We start from the raw sequence: 19,099 nt of genomic DNA, 5'->3' as shown, positions 1-19,099 counted from the left end.
GTCAGGAAAGGAGGTCCACCTTCACGTCCGCCGGAAATCCGGTGGTCGGTCCGACCCGGCGCGCGAACTCGGCGACCGCCGCCAGCTGGGGTCCGCCGAAGCGGAAGTCGAGGGTGGTGAAGTACTGCTCCAGGACCCGCTCGTCGAAGGCCTCCCAGCGGGCCGCCTGTTCGGCGACCTTGCCGACCTCGGTCAGGGACAGGTCGCGGGAGGCCAGGAAGGCCTCGTGGACCTTGCGGGTGACCTCGGGCTCGCGCTCCAGGTAGTCGCGCCGCGCCGCCCACACCGCGAAGACGAACGGCAGTCCCGTCCAGGCCTTCCACATGGCGCCCAGGTCGTGCACTTCGAGGCCGAAGCTCGGGCCGTCGAGGAGGTTCGCCCGCAGCGCCGCGTCACCGATGAGCACCGCCGCCTCCGCCTCCTGCATCATCAGCGAGAGGTCGGGCGGGCAGGTGTAGTACGACGGCCGTACGCCGACGCTCTCGGCCAGCAGCAGCTGCGCGAGGCGTACGGAGGTGCGCGAGGTGGAGCCCAGGGCGACACGTGCGCCGTCCAGGCGGTCGAGTGGCACCTGGGAGACGATGACGCACGACATCACCGGCCCGTCGCAGCCGACCGCGATGTCGGGGAAGGCGACCAGGTCGTCCGCGTTGCGGAGGAACTCGACGAGCGTGACGGGCCCGATGTCGAGGTCCCCGCGCACCAGCTGCTCGCTGAGCTTCTCCGGGGTGTCCTTGGTGAGCTCGAAGTCGAGGAGCGTGCCCGTTCTCGCGAGCCCCCAGTACAGAGGCAGGCAGTTCAGGAACTGAATGTGGCCGACGCGCGGCCGGTTGCGAGAATTGTCCACATCGCGAGGCTAGCCCTCATGGGATACGGTGCGGGCTCCGGGGGCCGAGAGAGGCCCAATAAACCGGATGCGCACCCCGTGTCAACACTCTCGACGGCGTGTCGCCAGTGGGGCCGACGGTGAAGAAGAGGCGTTGCGTCAACCCCGATCGCGGGCGACTCAAACATCCGGGTGACGTGATCTTGCCCTCTATTGCATTCCCGTGCCTGCGTGCTAGGCTCGCCCGCAAGTTGCAGTTTGGTTTCCCTTGCAGTACAGAGCCTGCGGAGCATGTGACCGCGGGCTCTCGTCGTTTTCAGACGTATGCAGTTGTGCGGCATCTTGTTTTCACACTTGCAGGGTTCTGGAGCAGGGCAACCCTTTGGGCCCAAGGAGGGCTTATGGCTACCGGAACCGTGAAGTGGTTCAACGCCGAAAAGGGCTTTGGCTTCATCGCCCAGGAAGGCGGCGGCCCCGACGTCTTCGTTCACTACTCCGCCATCAACGCGAGCGGCTTCCGTTCGCTGGAGGAGAACCAGCAGGTCTCCTTCGACGTGACCCAGGGCCCGAAGGGCCCGCAGGCGGAGAACGTCACCCCCGTCTGATCCGAGGGATGCCCCTCTGACGACGTCTGAGAGCAGTACCCAAGGAGCCCCTTGCCATTCGGCGAAGGGGCTCCTGCCTTTCCCGGACATACCACCGGACACGCCCTTTCCCCCGGGCACACCCGCGTGTCACACGTGCTGCGTGATCAGCACGAAGGCCGTCCCGGGTGCCGGCGCCTCGTACGGTCGTCCGGTGCGATCCCGGTGGCGGGCGGGCTGCCGGTATGGGTGTCGGTGCGGCTCCGCCGCGTGGGCGCGACCAGCCTCGACGGACCCGCGGCCGAAGCATCGGCCTCCGGCCTCGCGCCTCCGGCCTCCCGCCTCAGCCGCCCTTCGCGACCAGTTCCTCCAGTACCCGCCGCACCCGGATCCCCGAGCCCAGGTCAGGTTCGAGCCCCTTGCCCTTGAGGAGGGCAGTCAGGGAGGCCTGCACGACCTCGGCCCCCTCGGGAGCGACCCGCTTGGACACCTCAAGCCACTCCAGGGACTGATCACCACCCAAAGTCCAGCGCTCCAGCGTGACTTCGTGGTGGTCGAGGCGTACGCCGCGCCAGCGGACCAGGTGGACGGGGCCGAGGACATCGAGCGAACCGAAGCCGACGTCGATGTCGGCGCACTCCGTGAGGAACGCGCGCTGGCGGTCGGAGAAGACGAGCTCCAGCGGCTTGGTGCCGGTGGCGGCCGCCTCCACGGCCGTACGGCCGCAGTCGGAGACGAGGGTGGCGGAGAGGACACGGCGGTCGCCGGCCCAGGCGTCCGCCAGGTGGAAGGAGTCCGGTCCCCGCTCACGGAAGCGCAGCCATCGTTCCGAGAGCCGGGACCGGCGACAGGGCCGCAATTCCGCGGTCGCGGCCCCACCCCGCCCGCTCCCCGCCCGTAGGCGCAGGATCAACCCCGCATCCAGAAGCGGCAGTTGACCTGGCGCCGTGGAGCGGGCGAGGGCCTCACAGAAGTAGACGCGGCGCCGGGCTCCCCCGGTGTCCGGCGCCAGCGCCCAAGTCGCGGCGGCCGCGCCCGCACCCGAGAACGTCACCTTGATCTCGACCGAGTCGAGCCGGTCGGATCCTGAGGTGAGATCCCCGCGTCCCACGGATGCCGGCATGTGCCGTCCCCCTAGTTCCGCGACCTGGTTCATTCCCCTGATTTCCCTTGGTTTCCTTGGTTCCCCGTGGATTCCCCCGGTTGGTTTCCCTTGGATTCCGTGTGTTGCGATCCCCCTCTGTGGTGCGATCCCCCGTTGTTGCGGTCCCCCTGTTGTGCTGTGCCGCGAGACCATTGAAAGCCCGTGCGGACCCCCCTCGCTTCCGGGAAGTCCCTACATCTCCCCTGAGATCTCCCCCCAACTCCCTCGGTGTCCGGCCTTCTTGGCCCGCCCTCGCCGGGGCATGATGGTCGGGCGGGGCGGGCACAGGCGGACACCAGGAGGTGGCGCATTGTTACGGGGACTCGTCGGTCGGGAGCGGGAACGCCGGCTGATGGACGACCTGCTCGTGGCGGGTGGGGCGGGAGGGGCCGCACTGCTGCTGTGGGGCGAGCCCGGCATCGGGAAGACCGCCCTGCTCGACTACGCGGCGGAGCGGGCGGCGGCCGGGACCTCCGGCGCGGCCCCGGCCACGGTCCTGCGCGCCCGGGGCATCGAGACCGAGACCGTCCTCCCCTTCGCCACCCTCGGCGACCTACTGATGCCCCATTCGTCCCTTTTCAGGGAACTCCCCGGCGCCCAGCGCTCGGCCCTCGAGTCCTGTCTGGCCCTGAGCGGCGACCCGGCGGACCCGCCGGGCAACCCGTACGCCGCCTGCATGGGTGCCCTCAACGTCCTCGCGGCGCTCGGCGACGAGCGCCCCGTCGTCGTCCTCGTCGACGACCTGCACTGGGTGGACCCCTCTTCCCAGCGCGTCCTTCTCTTCGTCGCCCGCCGCCTGTCGAGTGAGCGGGTCGCCCTGGCCCTCGGTTCCCGCGAGGACCATGGCGAGTCGGGCCCGCGCCGCAGCATCCCCACCGTGCAGGTGGGCGGGCTGGCGCCGGAGGAGTGCGAAACTCTGCTGGACGGCAGCGTGACCCCCAACGTCCTCGCCGATCTCGTACGCATCAGCGGCGGCAATCCGCTCGCCCTGCGCGAGATCGCGAGCGGGCTGACGGACGAACAGGCGCGCGGTGAGCGGCCGTTGCTCGACCCGCCCTCCCTCGGCAGTCATCTGGAGCGTGCCTGGGCCACCCGGATCGACGGCCTGCCGGACCCCGCCCGCCGCGCGCTGGTCGTCCTTGCCGCGAGCCGTTCGACGGCGGCGGGCCCACTGCGCAAGGCCCTGGAGGCGGCCGGGCTCTCCCTCGACGCCCTCTCCCCCGCCGAGGAGGACGGCCTGATCACGGCCACGGCGGACGGGCTGGACTTCCACCACCCCGTGCTGCGCGCGCTGGTGCTGGGCCGCGCCCCGCTCGGGCACCGCTACGCCGCGTTCCAGGCGCTGGCCGAGGTGAGTACGGGCCCGTTGCACGCCTGGTACCGGGCGTCCGCGACCCCCGGCCCCGACGAGGAGGCGGCGGCCGCGCTGGCCGAGGCCGCGCTGGAGGCCCGTAGGCGCAGCGCCTTCGGGGAGTCGGCCCTCGCCTGGCGCCGCGCGGCCGAACTCACGCCCGACCCGGCGCCCCGCGCCGACCGCCTCCACCACGCCGCCTCCGACGCCCTGCTCAGCGGCTCCCCGGCGGGCCCGCAGTGGTGCGAGGAGGCGCTGCGGATCACGCCCGACCCGGCGATGCGCGCCGTCATCCAGGGCCTTCTGGGCCGGATGTACACCTGGAAGGGCGAGACGGCCCAGGCGTACGGCCTCCTCATGAACGCCGCCGACGCCGTACGCGACACCGACCCCACCCGCGCCTGCCTGCTCCTCGCCGAGGCGACGGCCGCGGCCCGCCTCGACGGCCACGTCCCGGCGGCGGTACGCGTGGCCGAGGAGTCCCTGGCCCTCGCCACCGAGTCCGGCCCCGAACGCTGGTACAGCCTCACCCTCCTCGGCGGCGCCCTCGTCATGTCCGGCCGTACCGCCGAGGGCCGCGAGATGCTGGAGGCCGCCGACCGCCACGGCACCGGCGGCGACCCCGTCCGCGACCAGCAGGTCTACGCGATCGCCGGCCAGGCCTGGAGCCGCACGGAGGAGTTCGTACGCGGACGCCGGCTGCTCAACACGGCGGTGGAGTCGGCGCGGCAGCACAGCGCGGTGGGGGTGCTCGGCTTCACCCTCGCCGTACGGGGTGAGTTGGAGACCCGTATCGGGCAGTGGGCGTCGGCACGCGGTGACCTGACGGAGGCGCTGCGCTGGGCGGAGGAGCTCGGCCAGCTGACGTGCGTGAGCTACGCCCTGTACTGCCTCGCCCGGCTCGAAGCCCTGCGCGGCGACCGGGTCGAGTGCGAGGAGCATGTGGCGCGGGCTCGGCGGGAGTGCGGGGCGTACGGGATCGGCTGTCAGGAGTTCCACATGACGGCGGTGCTGGGGCTGTCGGCCCTCGCGTACGGCGACTACGACGCGGCCACCGACCAGCTGGAGCAAACGTTGTCACTGGCGATCGAACAGGGGATCGGGAACCCGGAGGTGGTTCCGTTCGCGGCGGACCTGGCCGAGGCGCACGTACGGGCCGGGAATGCTGCGCGGGCCGGTGAAGTGGTCGGGTGGCTGGAGGAGCGGGCACGGGAGACGGGGCTCGCCTCGGCGGAGGCCGCGGCGGCCCGGGTCCGGGGGTTGCTGGCGGAGACACCGGAGGAGGCGGACGCGTACTTCGGGGCCGCGTTGAAGGCCCATCAGCGGACGACGGGGCCGTTCGACTGGGCCCGGACGCTGCTCTGCTCGGCGGAGGCACTGCGAAGGTACCGGCGGCCGGGTGCCGCCCGAGCCCCGTTGTCCTCCGCCCTGGCGTGCTTCGAGCGGCTGGGCGCGGTGCCGTGGGCCCGGCGGGCGGCGAGCGAACTGGCGGCCGCCGGGGGGATGGTCAGCACGACGGGCCACTCCGTGGTCGGCGGGGCGGGCGGAACGGGTGGGGCGACCGGCGGACTTCCCGCTCGTCCCGCCGGCCGCATGGGCGGGATGCTCGACCAGCTGACACCGCAGGAGTTCCAGGTGTCACGGGCGATCGCACGCGGCCTCAACAACACGGAGGCGGCGGCCTCGCTGTTCGTGTCCAGGAAAACGGTGGAGGCCCATCTCACCCGGATCTACCGGAAGTTGCACGTCCGGTCACGGACGGACCTGACGCGGTTGCTCACGGCGGCTGACCTGGTGGATTGAGCCTGGTGGATTGAGTACGGGTACTCATGTGGGCGTCTCCGGCGACCGGCATGGTTCAGATATGAGACCGAATTTCCTTGCGAAGCACTTCCTTCCGAAGTCCTTGCTGGTGGCCGCGCTCGGCGGCGCCATCGTCCTGGGCGGCCTCGGCGCGCAGAGCGCCACGGCCGCTCAGACCTCCACGGTCGGCGTCGCCGCGGTGAGCGACGACGCGGAGGCACGGTTCTTTGAACTGCAGGAGCTCTTCTGGCAGTTCTGTGCCCCGGATGTCGAGGACAGCGGTGAGTTGGCGGCGCCTTCCGCCACCGAGACCACGTCGGTCGATCCGGTCGATCCGGTGCCGACGGACCCCTACGATCCGGTGCCGCTGGACGCCACCGAGCAGTGCGTCGCCGACCGGAACGCACTGCGCATCAGCAAGGCGTTCTCGGGTATGGACACGACCACCTACGAGGCGGTGCAGGAGAAGCTGACGAGCCTGCGCTACCCGGCGGCGCGGATCCACCGCATGCCGGACCAGGGGGGCGCGCCCCGGGCAAGGCTCGACCTGCGCTTGGGGGATGACCACGCTGCTCTGGAGGTGACCGGCACCTACCTCGGAGTGATGGTCGAGACGTTCGGCGCCTCCAAGGGCGTGAGCGTGACCGAGGTGCTGCTGGAGCCGCAGCTGGACGAGCCCACGTCCTGACCTCCTGACGAGGGCGTACTCAGCTCGGCCCACACGGTCTTGCCCAGGTCGCGGTCCTCGACGCCCCACTTGTCGGCGAGGGCCTCGACGATCAGCAGCCCCCGCCCGGACTCGGCCTCGGGCTCCGACCGCCGCGTTTTCGGCCGCCGCCTCTCGCACGCGTCGGCCACCTCGATACGTACGGTGCCCGTCACCCACACCACCTTCAGCAGAAAGCTGTGCCCCTGGACGTACCCGTGCATCGCGGCGTTCGTCACCAGCTCGGCTGCCACCAGCACGGCGTTGTCGTACACCTCGCTCCCAGGGGAGATGCCCCAGGCGTTGAGCCGCTGGGCAACGATCCTTCGCGCGAGTCGGGCGCCTCGGCGGCTGGGAGTGAAGAGTTGCCTGAATTCACCGAGGACGGTGGAAGTCGTGGGGGTTGTGGTGGGGATTTCCGCATTCATGTCACTCAGCGTGGTCGTCCGGTTCTAGTCTGACCAGGTACGGCGGCGGGACGCTATGTAGCCGTATGGGTGCGGTGCGCGAGGCGTCGGCTCGTCGGCCGTGACCACGACGAGGTGAGGGCGGGATCGATGGCGGATGAGGCGAGTGAACGACGTCCGGAGACTCCGGCGGAGGCCGACGGTACGACCGGGTTGTTCACGGCGGTCGGCAAGCTGCTGAAGCTGCTGCGGGAGCGGGCGGGGCTCACGCAGAAGGAGTTGGGGGAGGCAGTGGGGTACGGGCCGGATGCGATCGGCGCGATGGAGCGGGGGGTGCGGGTGGCTCGGCCCGAGGTTCTGGAGAAGGCGGATGCACTTCTTGATGCCGGCGGGCTGTTGAGGGCGATGGTCCCTGAGATCAAGGAGGGGATGAAGAAGGCTCGGACGAGGCATCCGGAGTGGTATCGGGATTACGCCGGGTTGGAGGCGGAAGCGGTCGAGCTGCACCACTACTGCAACCATGGTGTGCAGGGGCTCCTCCAGACCGAGGGTTACGCACGGGCCGTGTTCACCCAACGGCGCCCATTCCTCAGCGAGGAGACAATCGAGAGGCGGGTCGCCGACAGGCTCTCTCGGCAGCAGGTCTTCGATCGTTGGCCCCCGCCCGCCGTCAGCTACGTGCTTGAGGAGTTCATCCTGGACCGGCCGATTGGCGGACGGGCTGTCTTCGCGGAGCAGTTGCGGCACCTCCTGCGCATCGGAAGCATGCGGAACGTCGAAATCCAGGTGATGCCGACGTGCCGCGAGGAACACCCCAACCTGGACAGCGCGTTCAACCTGCTGACTCCCAAGGGGCATGCACAGGTGGCGTACACGGAGGCCCAGGGCCATCCCCGTTTGATCACCGACCGCGAAGAGGTCCGCAAGATCGCCGACCGCTATGGAATCATGCGCGCGATGGCCCTCAACCCCACGGAGTCCCGGGCCCTGATCGAGAAGAAACTGGGGGAGCTATGAGCACCGAGGAACTCGTCTGGTTCACGTCCAGCTACACCAGCGGCGAAGGCGGCGACTGCGTCGAAGCGGCCTACGCCTGGCGCAAGTCATCCCACAGCGACGGCGAGGGTGGCGAATGCGTACAGATATCCCCCTGCCCCCACACCATCCACATCCGCGACTCCAAGAGGCCCACCGGCCCCCACCTCACCCTCTCCCCCACAGCCTGGACCGCGTTCCTCGCGGCCCGGGAAGCTCGTAGCCTGCCCGCATGATCAGTCTCGGGCTGCTGGACGGTAGTGGGCGACGCGTCGCTTTACATGATGTGGACGACGAAAACTGGCGGGCCGTCGCGGACATCGCTCCGCTGGACGGCCAACGCCGGTACGTCCCCGCGCTCGCCGCTCGTTACCTCCTCCTGTCCCTCCGCGAGGGCGTATGGAACTCGCTCGCGGTGTGCGCCGACGACACCGTGGTGGGGCATGTCATGTGGGGGCGTGACGAGGACGGCTCGTACTGGATCGGCGGCATGCTGATCGACGCCGCCGAGCAGGGCAGGGGGGTCGGGCGGGCAGCCGCGCGGACCCTGATGCGATGGCTGGCGGACCGTACGGACTGTGAGGTCCTGCGCCTGTCGTACCACCCGGAGAACACCGCCGCCGAGCGCCTGTACACGTCGCTGGGATTCGGGCCGGTGTCCGCCACCGAGGGGGACGAGGACGACGAGGTGGTCGCCGAGTTGTCCGCGAAGACGGTCGGCGCAACGGCAGCCGAGTGAGACGGATCGGCAGATCCAAGCCCCACGTCACCGCAACCGGAGCCGATCGGGGCGAGGTTTTCGACGAGGGTCACGGAGCCCATTCCAACCTCTTGCGCTGGCTGGACAGTTGGCCTGACGCACGGATGAAGCCTCTGGTAGCTGGGGCGCCGTGCGCGAGGAGGAGATCCCGCGCAACGTCGCCCGCCACGTCCGTACCGGCACACCTTGGCCCCGCCGATTCAAACCCCTCACTGCCACAGAAGCGCGCGATCTTCTGGCTGCCGCCAGCGGTCACCCGTTGCAGCCGTTGCTCGACCTCGCCTCCGGTACCGCTGCCATCCGCCGCACCAGGCAGGTGTTCACCACTGCGCAGGGCAGACCGGTCGACCCGACCAAGCTCACCCGCAGTTTCACCACGCTCCTCCGCAAGGCCGGCCTCCGCCGCAGAGGCGCCGAGGGCTTCAGATTGCAGGCGCTCACGTAATCTCAAGTGACCCGCTGCGATCGCGGCAAGCGTTATCTTGCATTGGCTTTCCCGCTCGAAAGCAGATCAAAGCCAGCAGCAACGATGAGCGCGAGCCGCCGCGTCGGGGGAACGGGCTCGCGGCGGCTGCTCAGGCGTCCCCAATCATCGAGATAGGACAATCTCAACTTGAACCTGTGGCGCACGTTGTGTGCGGCTACAGGGTCAGGTTATGCCACTCATGACCACAGCGCCCTTTGCACTGTGTATCCCTCCTCCGGGTATCAGCTACGGCGAATGTCGAGACCAGCACACGAAAGGCCTTCACGTTCTCAGAGTCCTGAAGATTGATGATTTTGGCCATCCTGTCGGGAAGCGGCTCTCGAACGATCATCACGGCAGGATTGGCCGTGGGCTTCACTCCAGATCTCGCCACCCCCTCACGGCCGTCCCCAACGGTAGCGTGGGCTTGCATCGAGTAACTGACCACCTCGCGCAGTACGGCCTTCTGCTGGGCGGGATCAAGCGCGGAGAACCAGTTGACTCCCTCGTCCAGTTGGATGAGGCCTTGAGCGATTTCATTAATGATCCGCTCCGATTCTTGCATCCGCATTACCCCCCTAGGTGTGAATATTACGTGCGGCCTACTCATGTCCAGCTCTGTATAGTTCCGCACGCTTGGATTGTAGCTCTGATAAAAGTCACGGACACGACCACTGCCCTCGTCGGCCCCGGTTCCCAGGGGCAGCGAATTCTGTACGCTGTGCCACTGTCTGGACGGACCGAAGAGAATGCAGTCCCAGTCAGATTCCGGACCGAATCCCTTGGGGCGTCGGCACTGCGGCGGCCTCGCACCCTGCTGCCGACCACGACAATCGTGTTGCCGTACTTGTCTGCGGCGCCCTGAATTCACTTCGCGTCGTTGTGAGCGCTCTCCGGGACGCCCGCCGCATCTGGCGCGTCGAACAGGCCCGCGCCCACGCCGGCCTGCCCGACAGCGACCCGACGACCACGCTCGTCATCGGCCACTGGGACTACCTGGGCTCGGGCTACGGCCCCGGTGGCGCGCTCCTCGCCGCCCATGTCTGGTACCGCAGAGAACAGGAACGGCAGTTCGTGGCAGAGGGCGGCTGCTGATGGCTACGTACCCGCCGACGACATCCTTCCAAGACCCGGATCTGTCACGGGAGTTGCTGACTGTCCCCCAGGTCATGGCCCGTCTCCAACTCGGCCGCTCCGCCGTCTACGACCTGCTCCGCAGCGGCCAGCTCGCCTCAATCACCCTCGGCCGCGCCCGCCGTATCCCCGCCCGCGCGCTGACCGACTTCATCCGCGTCCGCCTCGAACAGGAAGCCGCCTGATGACCACAGCCCGCCCCGCTTCGTCCCGCCGCTCCCGCACCCGTGCGAACGGAGACGGGACCGTCTACCAGCGCAAGGACGGTCGTTGGGAAGCCGCCGGGTACGTCCTCGCCCCCGGCAACACCCGCAGGCGCGTCCGCGTCTACGGCACCACCCGCAAGGAAGCCCCGGCCAAGCTCACCGAGAAGATCGCCGCCAGCAACCGCGGTCTCCCTGTCGCGGCGGCCGATAGCGCCGTGAGCGCCTATCTGGCGTACTGGCTGGACGGCGTCGCCGTTCACCACCTGCGGGAGAACACCCACACCCGCTACGCGGCCTCCATCCGTCTCCACCTCAATCCCGGCCTCGGCGCCAAGAAGCTCGCCCGGCTCACCACCCGCGACGTCCGCACCTTCCTCGACGGACTCCGCACCACCTGCCAGTGCTGCGCCCAGAAACGGGACTCCGTCCGGCGATCCTGCTGCGCCATCGGCCAGTGCTGCGGAAAGCAGCTCTCGCCGCTGACCGTGACGTACGTCCACGCCGTGCTCAAGTCCGCCCTGGAACACGCCGTCCGCGAGGATGAGCTTCCGCGCAACGTCGCCCGGAACGTCAAGACGACCACGCCCCGCCCCCGGCGCTTCCAGCCCCTCACCGCCGCCGAAGCCCGGCGACTCCTCCATGCGGCCAACGGCGAACGGCTTCACGCCCTGTACGAACTCGCTCTGCGCACCGGACTCCGTAAGGGTGAACTCCTCGGGCTCCACTGGGAAGACCTCGACCTCGACGGCGGCACCGCCACCATCCACTGCTCCCTCCAGCGCACCCGTAGCCAGGGCTTGACCGTCCTGAACACCAAGACCCTGGCCTCTGAGCGGCGCATCGCCCTCCCCACCGAATGCCTCAGCTCCCTCAAGATCCACCAGGAACGGCAGGAAGAAGAGCGCCAGGCGGCCGGAACGGGCTGGACGGACAACGGGCTCGTCTTCACTACCCCGAAGGGCAGGCCGCTCGACCCCACCAACCTCACCCGCCGCTTCCGCCGCCTCCTCCACACCGCAGGGCTCCGGACGATCCGCTTCCACCGACACTCGACCGCCACCCTCCTCCTTGAGCAAGGCGTCGACCTCGTCGTCATCAAGGAACTCCTCGGCCACGCCCACATCGGCGTCACCGCCAGCGTCTACGCCCACGTCTGACTCCGCCTTCAGCGCCAGGCCATCGACACCCTCGGCAGCATCCTCGGCCCGACCGACGACCCGGACGACCCGCCCACCACAGCCGTCGTCCGCTGACGTTGCCGTCACCGTTGCCGTCAAACGGCACGAGAGCCCCGCCGGGACGTGCCGGCGGGGCTCCTCATGTACGGCTCTGGCCGGAGCGTCGCAGCGTCTTATTGACGGACGATGGAGGAAACCCAGATCGTCACATCGCTTGCGATCCCTGACACGTCGCCGCCAGCAACAACTCGATGCTCACGCGTTTCCGGATTTCGATACTCGACTTCGAGTCGACTATCCGAATCCAGAGTCACAACGACGTACCACCGGTTTCCACCCCCCTGCGGCTCGATCGTAAGAAACGAGTTATCCGGGTAATTCAACTCGCCAATCAACTCGAAGAGCAAGTCTTCCGAAATCCCGTCAAATGACTCACCGCTCTCTGTTTCCACGGTATACGGAATTGCCGACATGTCGCCTCCAGCATTCTCCCAGACCAAGCGCCTACCCGCCGTCCCGATCCCTAAAGAATCCGCCGCCAGTGACGTATCGCAGGTCCTGCTCCCAGGACTGCGTGGGCGCCACAGACCCTCTATGCGGCTCAAAGTTCAGCGGCCCGGGGTGCCTCTCCGTCATGTAGCGCTCCACATCAAGAGCATCTCGCCTGGAGTCGTAGTTCCTGAGAATCACCATCCGGGTCCCGCCCTCGTAATCCGAGTTCTTGTAGCGACCGACGGGATTCTTTGAGATCCCCCATTTGAGCAATTCGCCATTCTTCGGGTTCACTAGCGCGTACAAGGACGTTTGCCCAGCGTCGGGAAATGGGCCACTGATTGGCTTTCCAGTGGCGAAGGACGGACAGGTTGAGTTATGAACGAGGACCGGAGTCTCACCCGCCAGCACATAGTACGTATGCAGGTCGCTGACGGTGAGGTTGTACGTGGTCGCACGCTCGGTGTAGGCCCGGTTCCCCGTGACGATGACCGTGTCGCCGTCGTCGGTGAGCAGGGTCATGCCCGTTGTGAGGTCGCCGGCTTCGATCCAGTCTCCCTCGGAGGGTGACCAGAAGGGGTGCTCGTATGTGGCCGTCAGCTCTTCGATGCCGTCGTCGGTGGCGATGGACAGCTCGTTGAAGTGCTTGTCGTCCTGCGTGACTATGAGCCGGGTGACTTTCCTGGGGCCCGACTCACCGGTTTCGGGGTCGGTGGCCTGGACCTCGTCACCGAGTTCGATGTCCTCGATGTCCTTGGTGGTGCCGTCGGCCATGAGGACGTCAGTACCAGCCAGGAAGCACTTGCAGCTCGAACCTGTCCCCTTGGCGCCCTTCGATCCCGTTCCACGAGCGCCGGGTACATCGGCCATGGCTGCCACGCCGGAAAGGAACCCTGCGGACTGCTCTCTGAAATTGGTTTCCAGATCCTGCGGGCAACTCTTCATAGCCCGGCAGACATTGAGTGCCCAGTATCCGAGTTGTTGTTGAGCGGCTTCGTCCTCAGTGTCACTCAGGTAGCTGGGAAGCCGACCGTTCGTGAACCGCGCACCATCCAGGTACTCGGTGAAGCGCTCAGTGAACTCTTCCCGCCCCTTCCAGCCCGTCGGAACTTCCACCCCCGGATAGACAATCGTCCGGCGCTTGTTCATGTAGGAGCCCGGGTCCCGGTACGCGACCCCGCCGTGCGACTTCTCGGTGGTGAACCGAACGGGATTGCTCTTGGAACCGCCGGTGCCGCCGATGGGATAACCGATGCCACAGACGTCCGGCATGCAGAGCCCGCTCGGGTCCGAGAAGGTGATCGGGTTGTTGTTGCTGTAGGTGTAACCCTGGAGTTGCTGCGGGTCGGTCAGGACCATGATCGGGTCGACGCTGATGAAGCGGCCCAGAGCAGGGTCGTACTCGCGAGCGCCGAGATGGGTCAGGCCGGTGACCTTGGTGTCGTCCGTGCCGCCGACGAAGCCCTTCGTGCCGGCCCAGTCGGTGGGTGTGTCTCCTCTGATGCCGCCGAAGGGCAGGGCGCGGCGCTGGCTGAGCTTCTGGGTGGCCGCGTCGATCGAGAGCTGTGCGGTGCCGTGGTGGTCGGCGAGGGTGATCGCGACGCTGCCGTCGTCCTTCTGAACGGCCTGGTGGCCACCGCCGAGGTCGATGTAGCGGGTGGCCTTGGGAGTCGTGGAGCCCTTGGCCAGGGTGATCTCGGTTGCGCCCAGGTAGAGGGTGGTCTCCGTGGGGGTTCGGCCGATCAGGCGGCTTCCGTCGCTGCCGTAGAGGTACTCCGTGACCTTGTCACTGCTGCCCTCGACGGGCTGGGTCACCTTGGCGAGGTGGCCTTCGGCGTCCCAGCGGAGGGTCTGGGTGTCGCCGTTCAGGGTCCGGGTGGTGGTGTTGCCGGTCGCGTCGTAGCCGTAGCTGTCCTGTGCCGTGCCCGTGGGGCCGGTGGTGGTGACGGAGGACAACGTGTGCGGCTGCTCCTCACCCACGCCCGGGTAGCTGTAGCTCCGCTTGAGGTCCTTGGTCGCGTCCCCGGTGGTGTCGTGGAGTGTCTCGGTCTGGCGGTTGCCCACCACGTCATAGGTGTAGGAGTGCCAGTACTTGGCCGGGCCGCCCAGCACACTGCCACTCGGTGTGGCAGCGCAGCCGGTGGTGCCCTGGGTCCAGGCCTCGGTCAGACGGCGCAAGTGGTCGTAGGTGAAGCACTGCGTGTCGGTGCCGGAGCGGGAGACGTCGGACACGGACAGAACGTTGCCCGCCTCGTCGTAGCGGTAGGTATTGCTCTGGTCGAATCCCGCGACGTCCTGGCGGTGCATGGTCGAGTTCGCCAGACGCTGGGTGCCCTTCTCGTAGGCGTTGTCGATCAGGATGTTCTTGCCGCCACTGGCGGACAGTTGGTGGTTCAGGGGCTTACCGGTCAGGCTGTAGTCCGTGATGGCCTTCACGCCCTGACTGCCGTTCACCGACACGGGACGCAAGGTGGCGTCCTCGTAGGTGTAGGCGACTGTCGCGGCCGACAGGGCTCCGGCCTTCGGATATCCGACGCCCTTCACCAGACCCGAGGCGTCGTACGAGGTCGTCGACAGATACGTGCCCTGCAGCGCACCCTCTGAGGGCGGGATCGTGACGGAAGTACGCAGCGGGCGGTACAGGCGGTCGTAGCCAACGACCTTGGCGGAGTAGGCGTTGTCACCGATGTAGCGGGTGGATTCGGCGAGTTGGCCCTTGGCGTTGGTGATCGTGTCGTACACCCACTTGCTGCGCAGCGGGCCGGAGGACGAACCCTCCCGCACCTCGGTCTTGCGACCGAGGTTGTCGTAGCCGTGCCAAAGTGCCGGACTCTCCGCGTTGGGGCGGGAGTCGTCGACCAAGGTCAGCTGACCGCGATCGTCGTACTCATTGACAGTGGTGCCCTTGTCGGGATCCGTGGCCTCGATCTGGTGACCGAGCAGGTCGTACTTGAAGCTCCACTTGCTCTTACCCGGGTCTGTGATCGTCTGGAGTTCGCCGCGCGGTGTGTACCCGTAGGTGGTGGTGTCGTACGCGGCGCTCACGTTGCGCGCGCGATGCTGGCGCAGTTCGGTCGTCTGACCGCGGGCGTCGGTGAGTGTGGTGGTGGCGGTGCCACCGACAGGCGGGATGGCAGTGGTGCGGTCACCGCCGTGGATGGTCCTCGTGGTGGCCAGGACCTCGCCGCCGTCCCCGTTTCCGGCGACCTGCTTGGCCTCGGTCTGTCGTCCCAGTCCGTCATAGGTGTACCAGTTCTGCGTCTCGACGTTCAGCGCGTCCTCCGCCTTGAACAGGCCGGTGGACGGGGCGACTTCCGCGTAGTAGGTGACGAACTCCTTCTCGGCCAGACCGCGTTCGTCGTAGAACGTGTCGGAGAGCAGGGTGCCGCCGTCCGGTCCGGGATCCTGGGTCTGACGTGGGCGGAGGAAGCCGTCGTACAGGGTGTAGGAGGTGCGCTGGGCTCCCCCGTTGCCGATCGTCTTGGTACCGACCGCGACGGGCTTGTCATCGGCGATCGTGTACGTGAACTCGTAGGACGGGGTCACGCCCGTCGCACGGTCGGGCAGCCACACCTTGGACGAGCGTCCCAGCGCGTCGTAGGCGAAGTTGGTGACGTTGCCATTGGTGTCGGTCTGGGTGAGCGGCTGGCCGCGGCGGATGTCGTGCGTGGTCGTGGAGGTCTGCGCCGTGGCCGCGTTGCCGGCCGTGGCCGGAGGCGTCGTCACCTTCGTGCTGGTGGGGAAGCCGGAGGCCGGGGTGTACGCGGTCGTCGTGGTGCGGCCGTCCGTGCGGGCGGTGCGCGTCAGCACGCCGTCCGCGTTGACCTTCACGTCCGCGGTCAGGTCGGTACTGGTCAGCTGACGGCCGTAGGCGTCGTAGCCGACCGCGGATTCCAGGTAGACGGCAGTGCCGCCGTCGTACTTCTTCAGCACCGCGTTCGCGGTCGCGTCACCCCTGGTGGGCGGCTCGCCGTAGGCGCCGCCGTCGTAGGCGGTGCGCACGTCGGAGATCACGTCGGCGGGGCGGCTGACTGCCTTGTCGCACGACTTGGCGACGGTCTCCACGCGGGACGGAAGGGTGACGAGGTCGGTCGGCGTGGTGCTGAGCTGGTAATTGGTGCGGGTGCAGCGATTGTCGTCGGCGGTGGAGTTGTCGCCGAAGTCGTCGATGTGGGTCACCCGCCCGGCCACCGTGTCGAAGTAGGTGGCGCTGGAGGCGATCCGCCAGTCGGCGCCGACACCGTCGTCGAGGGAGGTGAAAGTCTTCGCGTGTCCCGTGCCGGTGAAGTTGGCGGTCACCGTGCCCCAGTCACGGACCTTCTTGGCCGTTTCGTGGTGCCAGGGCCGACTGACGATCTTGGACAGCACCTTGCCGCCCGGACCGGAGTAGTTGACGGTCTTGTAGGCGAAACCGGCCGCCGACTCGTGGTCGGTGATCGGGTCCCCTTCCCCCTCGCCGAGGGAGACGGTCACGGACTTCGTACCGCCGTCGGTCTCCTTGCGATCGCCGTCCATGCCGCGCAGGAAGTACGTGTCCTGCTGCGACCTCATCTCCGAGGCGCCACCGATGCCGCCGGTCTGCACACGTACATGGCCATAGCCGCGCCATTGTGACCAGGTCTTGGACTTCTCCTTGGTCAGCCCGTCGTCATCGTCGTAGTGCCAGGCCGCACCGCCCAGGTAGTCGTATGTGGTGATCTGGTTGGGTGCGCCACCCGTGCGGTCGTGCCCGGTGACGGAGGAGACCACGTACTTGTTGAACCACTGCAGTTCGGGGTCTTCGGTGGAGCTGCCGCCCATGTATTGCGGGAAACAGCGGGTGGTGTTGGTCTTCGGTGTCGGCAGCGCGTCCCAGTCGCAGGCCGGTCCCGAGTAGTTGACAGCGATGTGCCCGCCGGACTCGTCGGCAATGTTGGACAGACGCTCCTTGACGAAGGGGGCGTAGCCGTCGCCGAGCTTGTCGAGTCTGTTGGCGTACTGGGAGTAGGTAAGGGTGGTCTTCGGCAGGGTGATCGCCGTGTCGGCGGTGTGGCCGGTCCGCTGGATGGAGTCCAGCAACAACTGGTAGTCGATGTCCGCCTGACCCCAGCGGTGGACCAGTTTCCACGAGTCGACGTTCTTGTAGGCGCTGCCGTCGTGGACCTGGGTGGTGACCTGGGTCAGCCGCTTACGGGTGAAGAACGACGGCGAGAGTCGGCCTTCGTCGCAGTCCGTGCCGCTGTCGCAGTTCAGGTCCCATGGGGTGTCGTACCAGTAGGCCGCGTCCGTGCCGATCGACGAGCAGGTCGTCGAGGAGTTGGGCAGGCAGCGCTCGCTGTTGGTGAAGTCGACCAGGCCCAGCGCCTTCGTGCTGTACACGGAGGACGACTTCAGACCGTACTCGGCACGGTCGAGGGTGCCGCCGCGGACGTAACGGGTGTCGTCGCTCTTCTCAAGGTTGCGGCCGTAGGAGTTGGTCTCCTTGTCGTAGTAGTAGGTGATGGCGTTGCCGTGAGTGTCGACGACGTAGTCGAGGTTCCAGCGCCAGCCCTGCTGGCACCACGAGGCGGCGAACGTCGAGGCGTGACAAGGCTCTTCGGAGTCATCGCCGAAGACGGGGACGGTCCATGTGGAGTCAGTGGTCTCCTTGCCGTCCGCCCAGCCCGGCAGCCGGTTGTAGCCGAAGTAGTAGCGGGTGCCGTCGGGCGTGGTGATACGCCAGTACTCGTCGTTGCGGGCACCGTTGTCGCGCACGTTGTCGCTGGACCCGTAGATCCGGGCGATCTTGGTGCCGTCGTCGTTCTTCAGCTTCCAGGAGTTGGTGCCGTCTGGGACGAGCTCGCCGCCCTTGCCGTTGAAGGAGACGAACGCATTGTCGTAGCCCCAGCACAGATCGCCCGGCTTGTTGCCGTCAGCGTTCTCCACCCCGTCGTCGGCGCACGACTTGTAACGCCGCTCGATGTAACCGGGCCACACATCGAAGCCGTCGCCTGCCCAGGAGGCCTGGTTGTTGGTGTTGCTCGTGCGTCCGTCGATGCCACCCGAGGAGTACGACAGCCCGACCTTGGGCATCAGCCCGCCAGGCACGTCGGGCACGGGCATGCCGTACGACCAGGTGAAGTCACCGGTGTTGAGATTGGTGTTCCAGGTCGCCGAGGGAGCGAGCGAGGTCGCCTTGTAGTCCCCGCTCCCGCTCTCCGTGGCCGCCACGGCGGCCAGCACCGTGGGCGCGCCGGCCTTCAGGGCCAGGTCCGGGGCGGTGAGGGTCTGCTTCTCGGTGTCGTTGTCCGTCGAGACCGGCTCGGTGGTACGGCACTTCCGCTTGCCGGGGGTGGTGAGCACGCAGGCGGGCAGTTCGACGAGGGTGAGGCGGGAGGCGTATCCGCCGCCGAACGCCTTGGCGAAGTCGGAGTAGTCGAGGTGGGCGCGCACCCGGCCGGTCTGCTCGTTCTTCGCGGTGTTCTTGGAGCGCAGTGTGAACAGAAGCCCGTCGGTGCCTGTCTTCTTCGCCGCCGTGCGGCTCAGGACACGTGCCTCGATCTCACCGGTCGCGGGCTTCCTGGCCGCCTTCCCTCTGATGTCCAGGGTCACAGGAAGGCCTTTGGCACGCACGGATTCCGACGCGCCGCTCTTCGCCCCGGCCTTGGTGGCCGACAGCTGAACCACCGCGGTCGCGGCCTTGGGCCATGCCGTTTCCGGTGGTGACTTCGGGGTGCGTGGTCCTTTCGCCAAAGGCCGCGGATCAACCTTGGCCGTGGAGCCGGGCACCGGCTTCTCGATCCAACCCGCGTCGGTACGGCCCTTGTCGTCGTCCACAGCCGCAGCCGGTTGCGCCACCCCCTGGAGGAGCGTGCCGACCATGACGGCGGCCGACGCCAGCGCGGTGCGCCGACGCAGCGTCCGAAATCGTTTGCTGGATCTGCCGTTCATCCTGTCCTTCGTCCTTGGCTCGGCGCACCCGCAGCGCAGTCGGCGCGGACTGGGGGCGGAATTGGGGGTGTGAAGCGAAGATGGCTCGGGTGTGCCGG

At 67.8% G+C, this 19,099-nt stretch carries 15 protein-coding genes and 1 pseudogene; 10 read left to right on the top strand and 6 right to left on the bottom strand.

Going from position 1 to position 19,099, the window contains the following annotated elements; translation table 11 throughout:
• Position 1: 1 nt before the first annotated feature.
• Positions 2 to 847, bottom strand: coding sequence for a menaquinone biosynthetic enzyme MqnA/MqnD family protein (locus tag JIX55_RS30655; protein ID WP_257566474.1), 846 nt, complete (start codon positions 845 to 847; stop codon positions 2 to 4).
• Between the two features lie 380 nt (positions 848 to 1,227).
• On the opposite strand from JIX55_RS30655, the gene JIX55_RS30650 reads away from it, so the two are divergent.
• Entirely contained in the window at positions 1,228 to 1,431 is a 204-nt protein-coding gene (locus JIX55_RS30650; RefSeq protein WP_003992177.1) for a cold-shock protein, read from the top strand.
• A 322-nt stretch (positions 1,432 to 1,753) separates the two neighbouring features.
• On the opposite strand, the gene JIX55_RS30645 is transcribed toward JIX55_RS30650, so the two are convergent.
• Positions 1,754 to 2,533: a hypothetical protein gene (locus JIX55_RS30645; RefSeq protein WP_257566473.1), complete on the bottom strand. Its 780-nt coding sequence runs from the start codon at positions 2,531 to 2,533 to the stop codon at positions 1,754 to 1,756.
• 373 nt (positions 2,534 to 2,906) lie between these two features.
• Here JIX55_RS30645 and JIX55_RS30640 point away from each other — a divergent pair, with 373 nt between their 5' ends.
• Together JIX55_RS30640 and JIX55_RS30635 are read left to right on the top strand one after the other, a co-directional pair.
• On the top strand, positions 2,907 to 5,708 hold the full coding sequence (locus JIX55_RS30640) for a LuxR C-terminal-related transcriptional regulator (protein WP_443046569.1): 2,802 nt from the start codon (positions 2,907 to 2,909) through the stop codon (positions 5,706 to 5,708).
• Between the two features lie 61 nt (positions 5,709 to 5,769).
• Positions 5,770 to 6,396, top strand: a complete 627-nt coding sequence (locus JIX55_RS30635) for a hypothetical protein (protein WP_257566471.1) — start codon at positions 5,770 to 5,772, stop codon at positions 6,394 to 6,396.
• Here JIX55_RS30635 and JIX55_RS30630 read toward each other — a convergent pair.
• Entirely contained in the window at positions 6,300 to 6,842 is a 543-nt protein-coding gene (locus JIX55_RS30630; RefSeq protein ID WP_257566470.1) for an ATP-binding protein, read from the bottom strand. The two genes, JIX55_RS30635 and JIX55_RS30630, sit on opposite strands and share 97 nt — an antisense overlap.
• Before the next feature lie 129 nt (positions 6,843 to 6,971).
• Between JIX55_RS30630 and JIX55_RS30625 the strand changes: the two genes are divergently transcribed.
• The 4 genes from JIX55_RS30625 to JIX55_RS30610 all read left to right on the top strand — a co-directional run bounded on the left by JIX55_RS30625 (position 6,972) and on the right by JIX55_RS30610 (position 9,061).
• A complete protein-coding gene (locus JIX55_RS30625; protein ID WP_257566469.1) occupies positions 6,972 to 7,838 on the top strand; it encodes a helix-turn-helix domain-containing protein in 867 nt (288 codons plus the stop codon).
• Positions 7,835 to 8,092: a DUF397 domain-containing protein gene (locus tag JIX55_RS30620; RefSeq protein WP_257566468.1), complete on the top strand. Its 258-nt coding sequence runs from the start codon at positions 7,835 to 7,837 to the stop codon at positions 8,090 to 8,092. Before JIX55_RS30625 ends, JIX55_RS30620 begins: the two co-directional genes overlap by 4 nt.
• Positions 8,089 to 8,595, top strand: a complete 507-nt coding sequence (locus JIX55_RS30615) for a GNAT family N-acetyltransferase (RefSeq protein WP_257566467.1) — start codon at positions 8,089 to 8,091, stop codon at positions 8,593 to 8,595. Before JIX55_RS30620 ends, JIX55_RS30615 begins: the two co-directional genes overlap by 4 nt.
• A gap of 151 nt (positions 8,596 to 8,746) precedes the next feature.
• On the top strand, positions 8,747 to 9,061 hold the full coding sequence (locus JIX55_RS30610; RefSeq protein WP_443046568.1) for a hypothetical protein: 315 nt from the start codon (positions 8,747 to 8,749) through the stop codon (positions 9,059 to 9,061).
• 196 nt (positions 9,062 to 9,257) lie between these two features.
• Here JIX55_RS30610 and JIX55_RS30605 read toward each other — a convergent pair whose 3' ends face one another.
• Positions 9,258 to 9,716: a DUF5958 family protein gene (locus JIX55_RS30605; protein ID WP_257566466.1), complete on the bottom strand. Its 459-nt coding sequence runs from the start codon at positions 9,714 to 9,716 to the stop codon at positions 9,258 to 9,260.
• Positions 9,717 to 9,964: 248 nt separating this feature from the next.
• On the opposite strand from JIX55_RS30605, the gene JIX55_RS30600 reads away from it, so the two are divergent.
• The 3 genes and pseudogenes from JIX55_RS30600 (at position 9,965) to JIX55_RS30590 (ending at position 11,675) form a co-directional block, all read left to right on the top strand.
• On the top strand, positions 9,965 to 10,177 hold the full coding sequence (locus JIX55_RS30600) for a hypothetical protein (protein WP_257566465.1): 213 nt from the start codon (positions 9,965 to 9,967) through the stop codon (positions 10,175 to 10,177).
• Complete coding sequence (locus JIX55_RS30595) at positions 10,177 to 10,401, top strand: helix-turn-helix domain-containing protein (protein WP_257566464.1); 225 nt, start codon at positions 10,177 to 10,179, stop codon at positions 10,399 to 10,401. Before JIX55_RS30600 ends, JIX55_RS30595 begins: the two co-directional genes overlap by 1 nt.
• Positions 10,401 to 11,675, top strand: a pseudogene (locus JIX55_RS30590) (tyrosine-type recombinase/integrase). Before JIX55_RS30595 ends, JIX55_RS30590 begins: the two are co-directional and overlap by 1 nt.
• Positions 11,676 to 11,773: 98 nt before the next feature.
• Here the strand turns inward: JIX55_RS30590 and JIX55_RS30585 are convergent.
• Complete coding sequence (locus tag JIX55_RS30585) at positions 11,774 to 12,073, bottom strand: hypothetical protein (protein ID WP_257566463.1); 300 nt, start codon at positions 12,071 to 12,073, stop codon at positions 11,774 to 11,776.
• Between the two features lie 31 nt (positions 12,074 to 12,104).
• A complete protein-coding gene (locus tag JIX55_RS30580) occupies positions 12,105 to 19,001 on the bottom strand; it encodes a polymorphic toxin-type HINT domain-containing protein (protein ID WP_257566462.1) in 6,897 nt (2,298 codons plus the stop codon).
• Positions 19,002 to 19,099: the final 98 nt, after the last annotated feature.

Source organism: Streptomyces sp. DSM 40750 (genome assembly GCF_024612035.1).
Classification (GTDB): Bacteria; Actinomycetota; Actinomycetes; order Streptomycetales; family Streptomycetaceae; genus Streptomyces.
The sequence above is the reverse complement of the archived record's forward strand: the minus strand, read 5'-3'. Positions and strand labels throughout refer to the sequence as shown.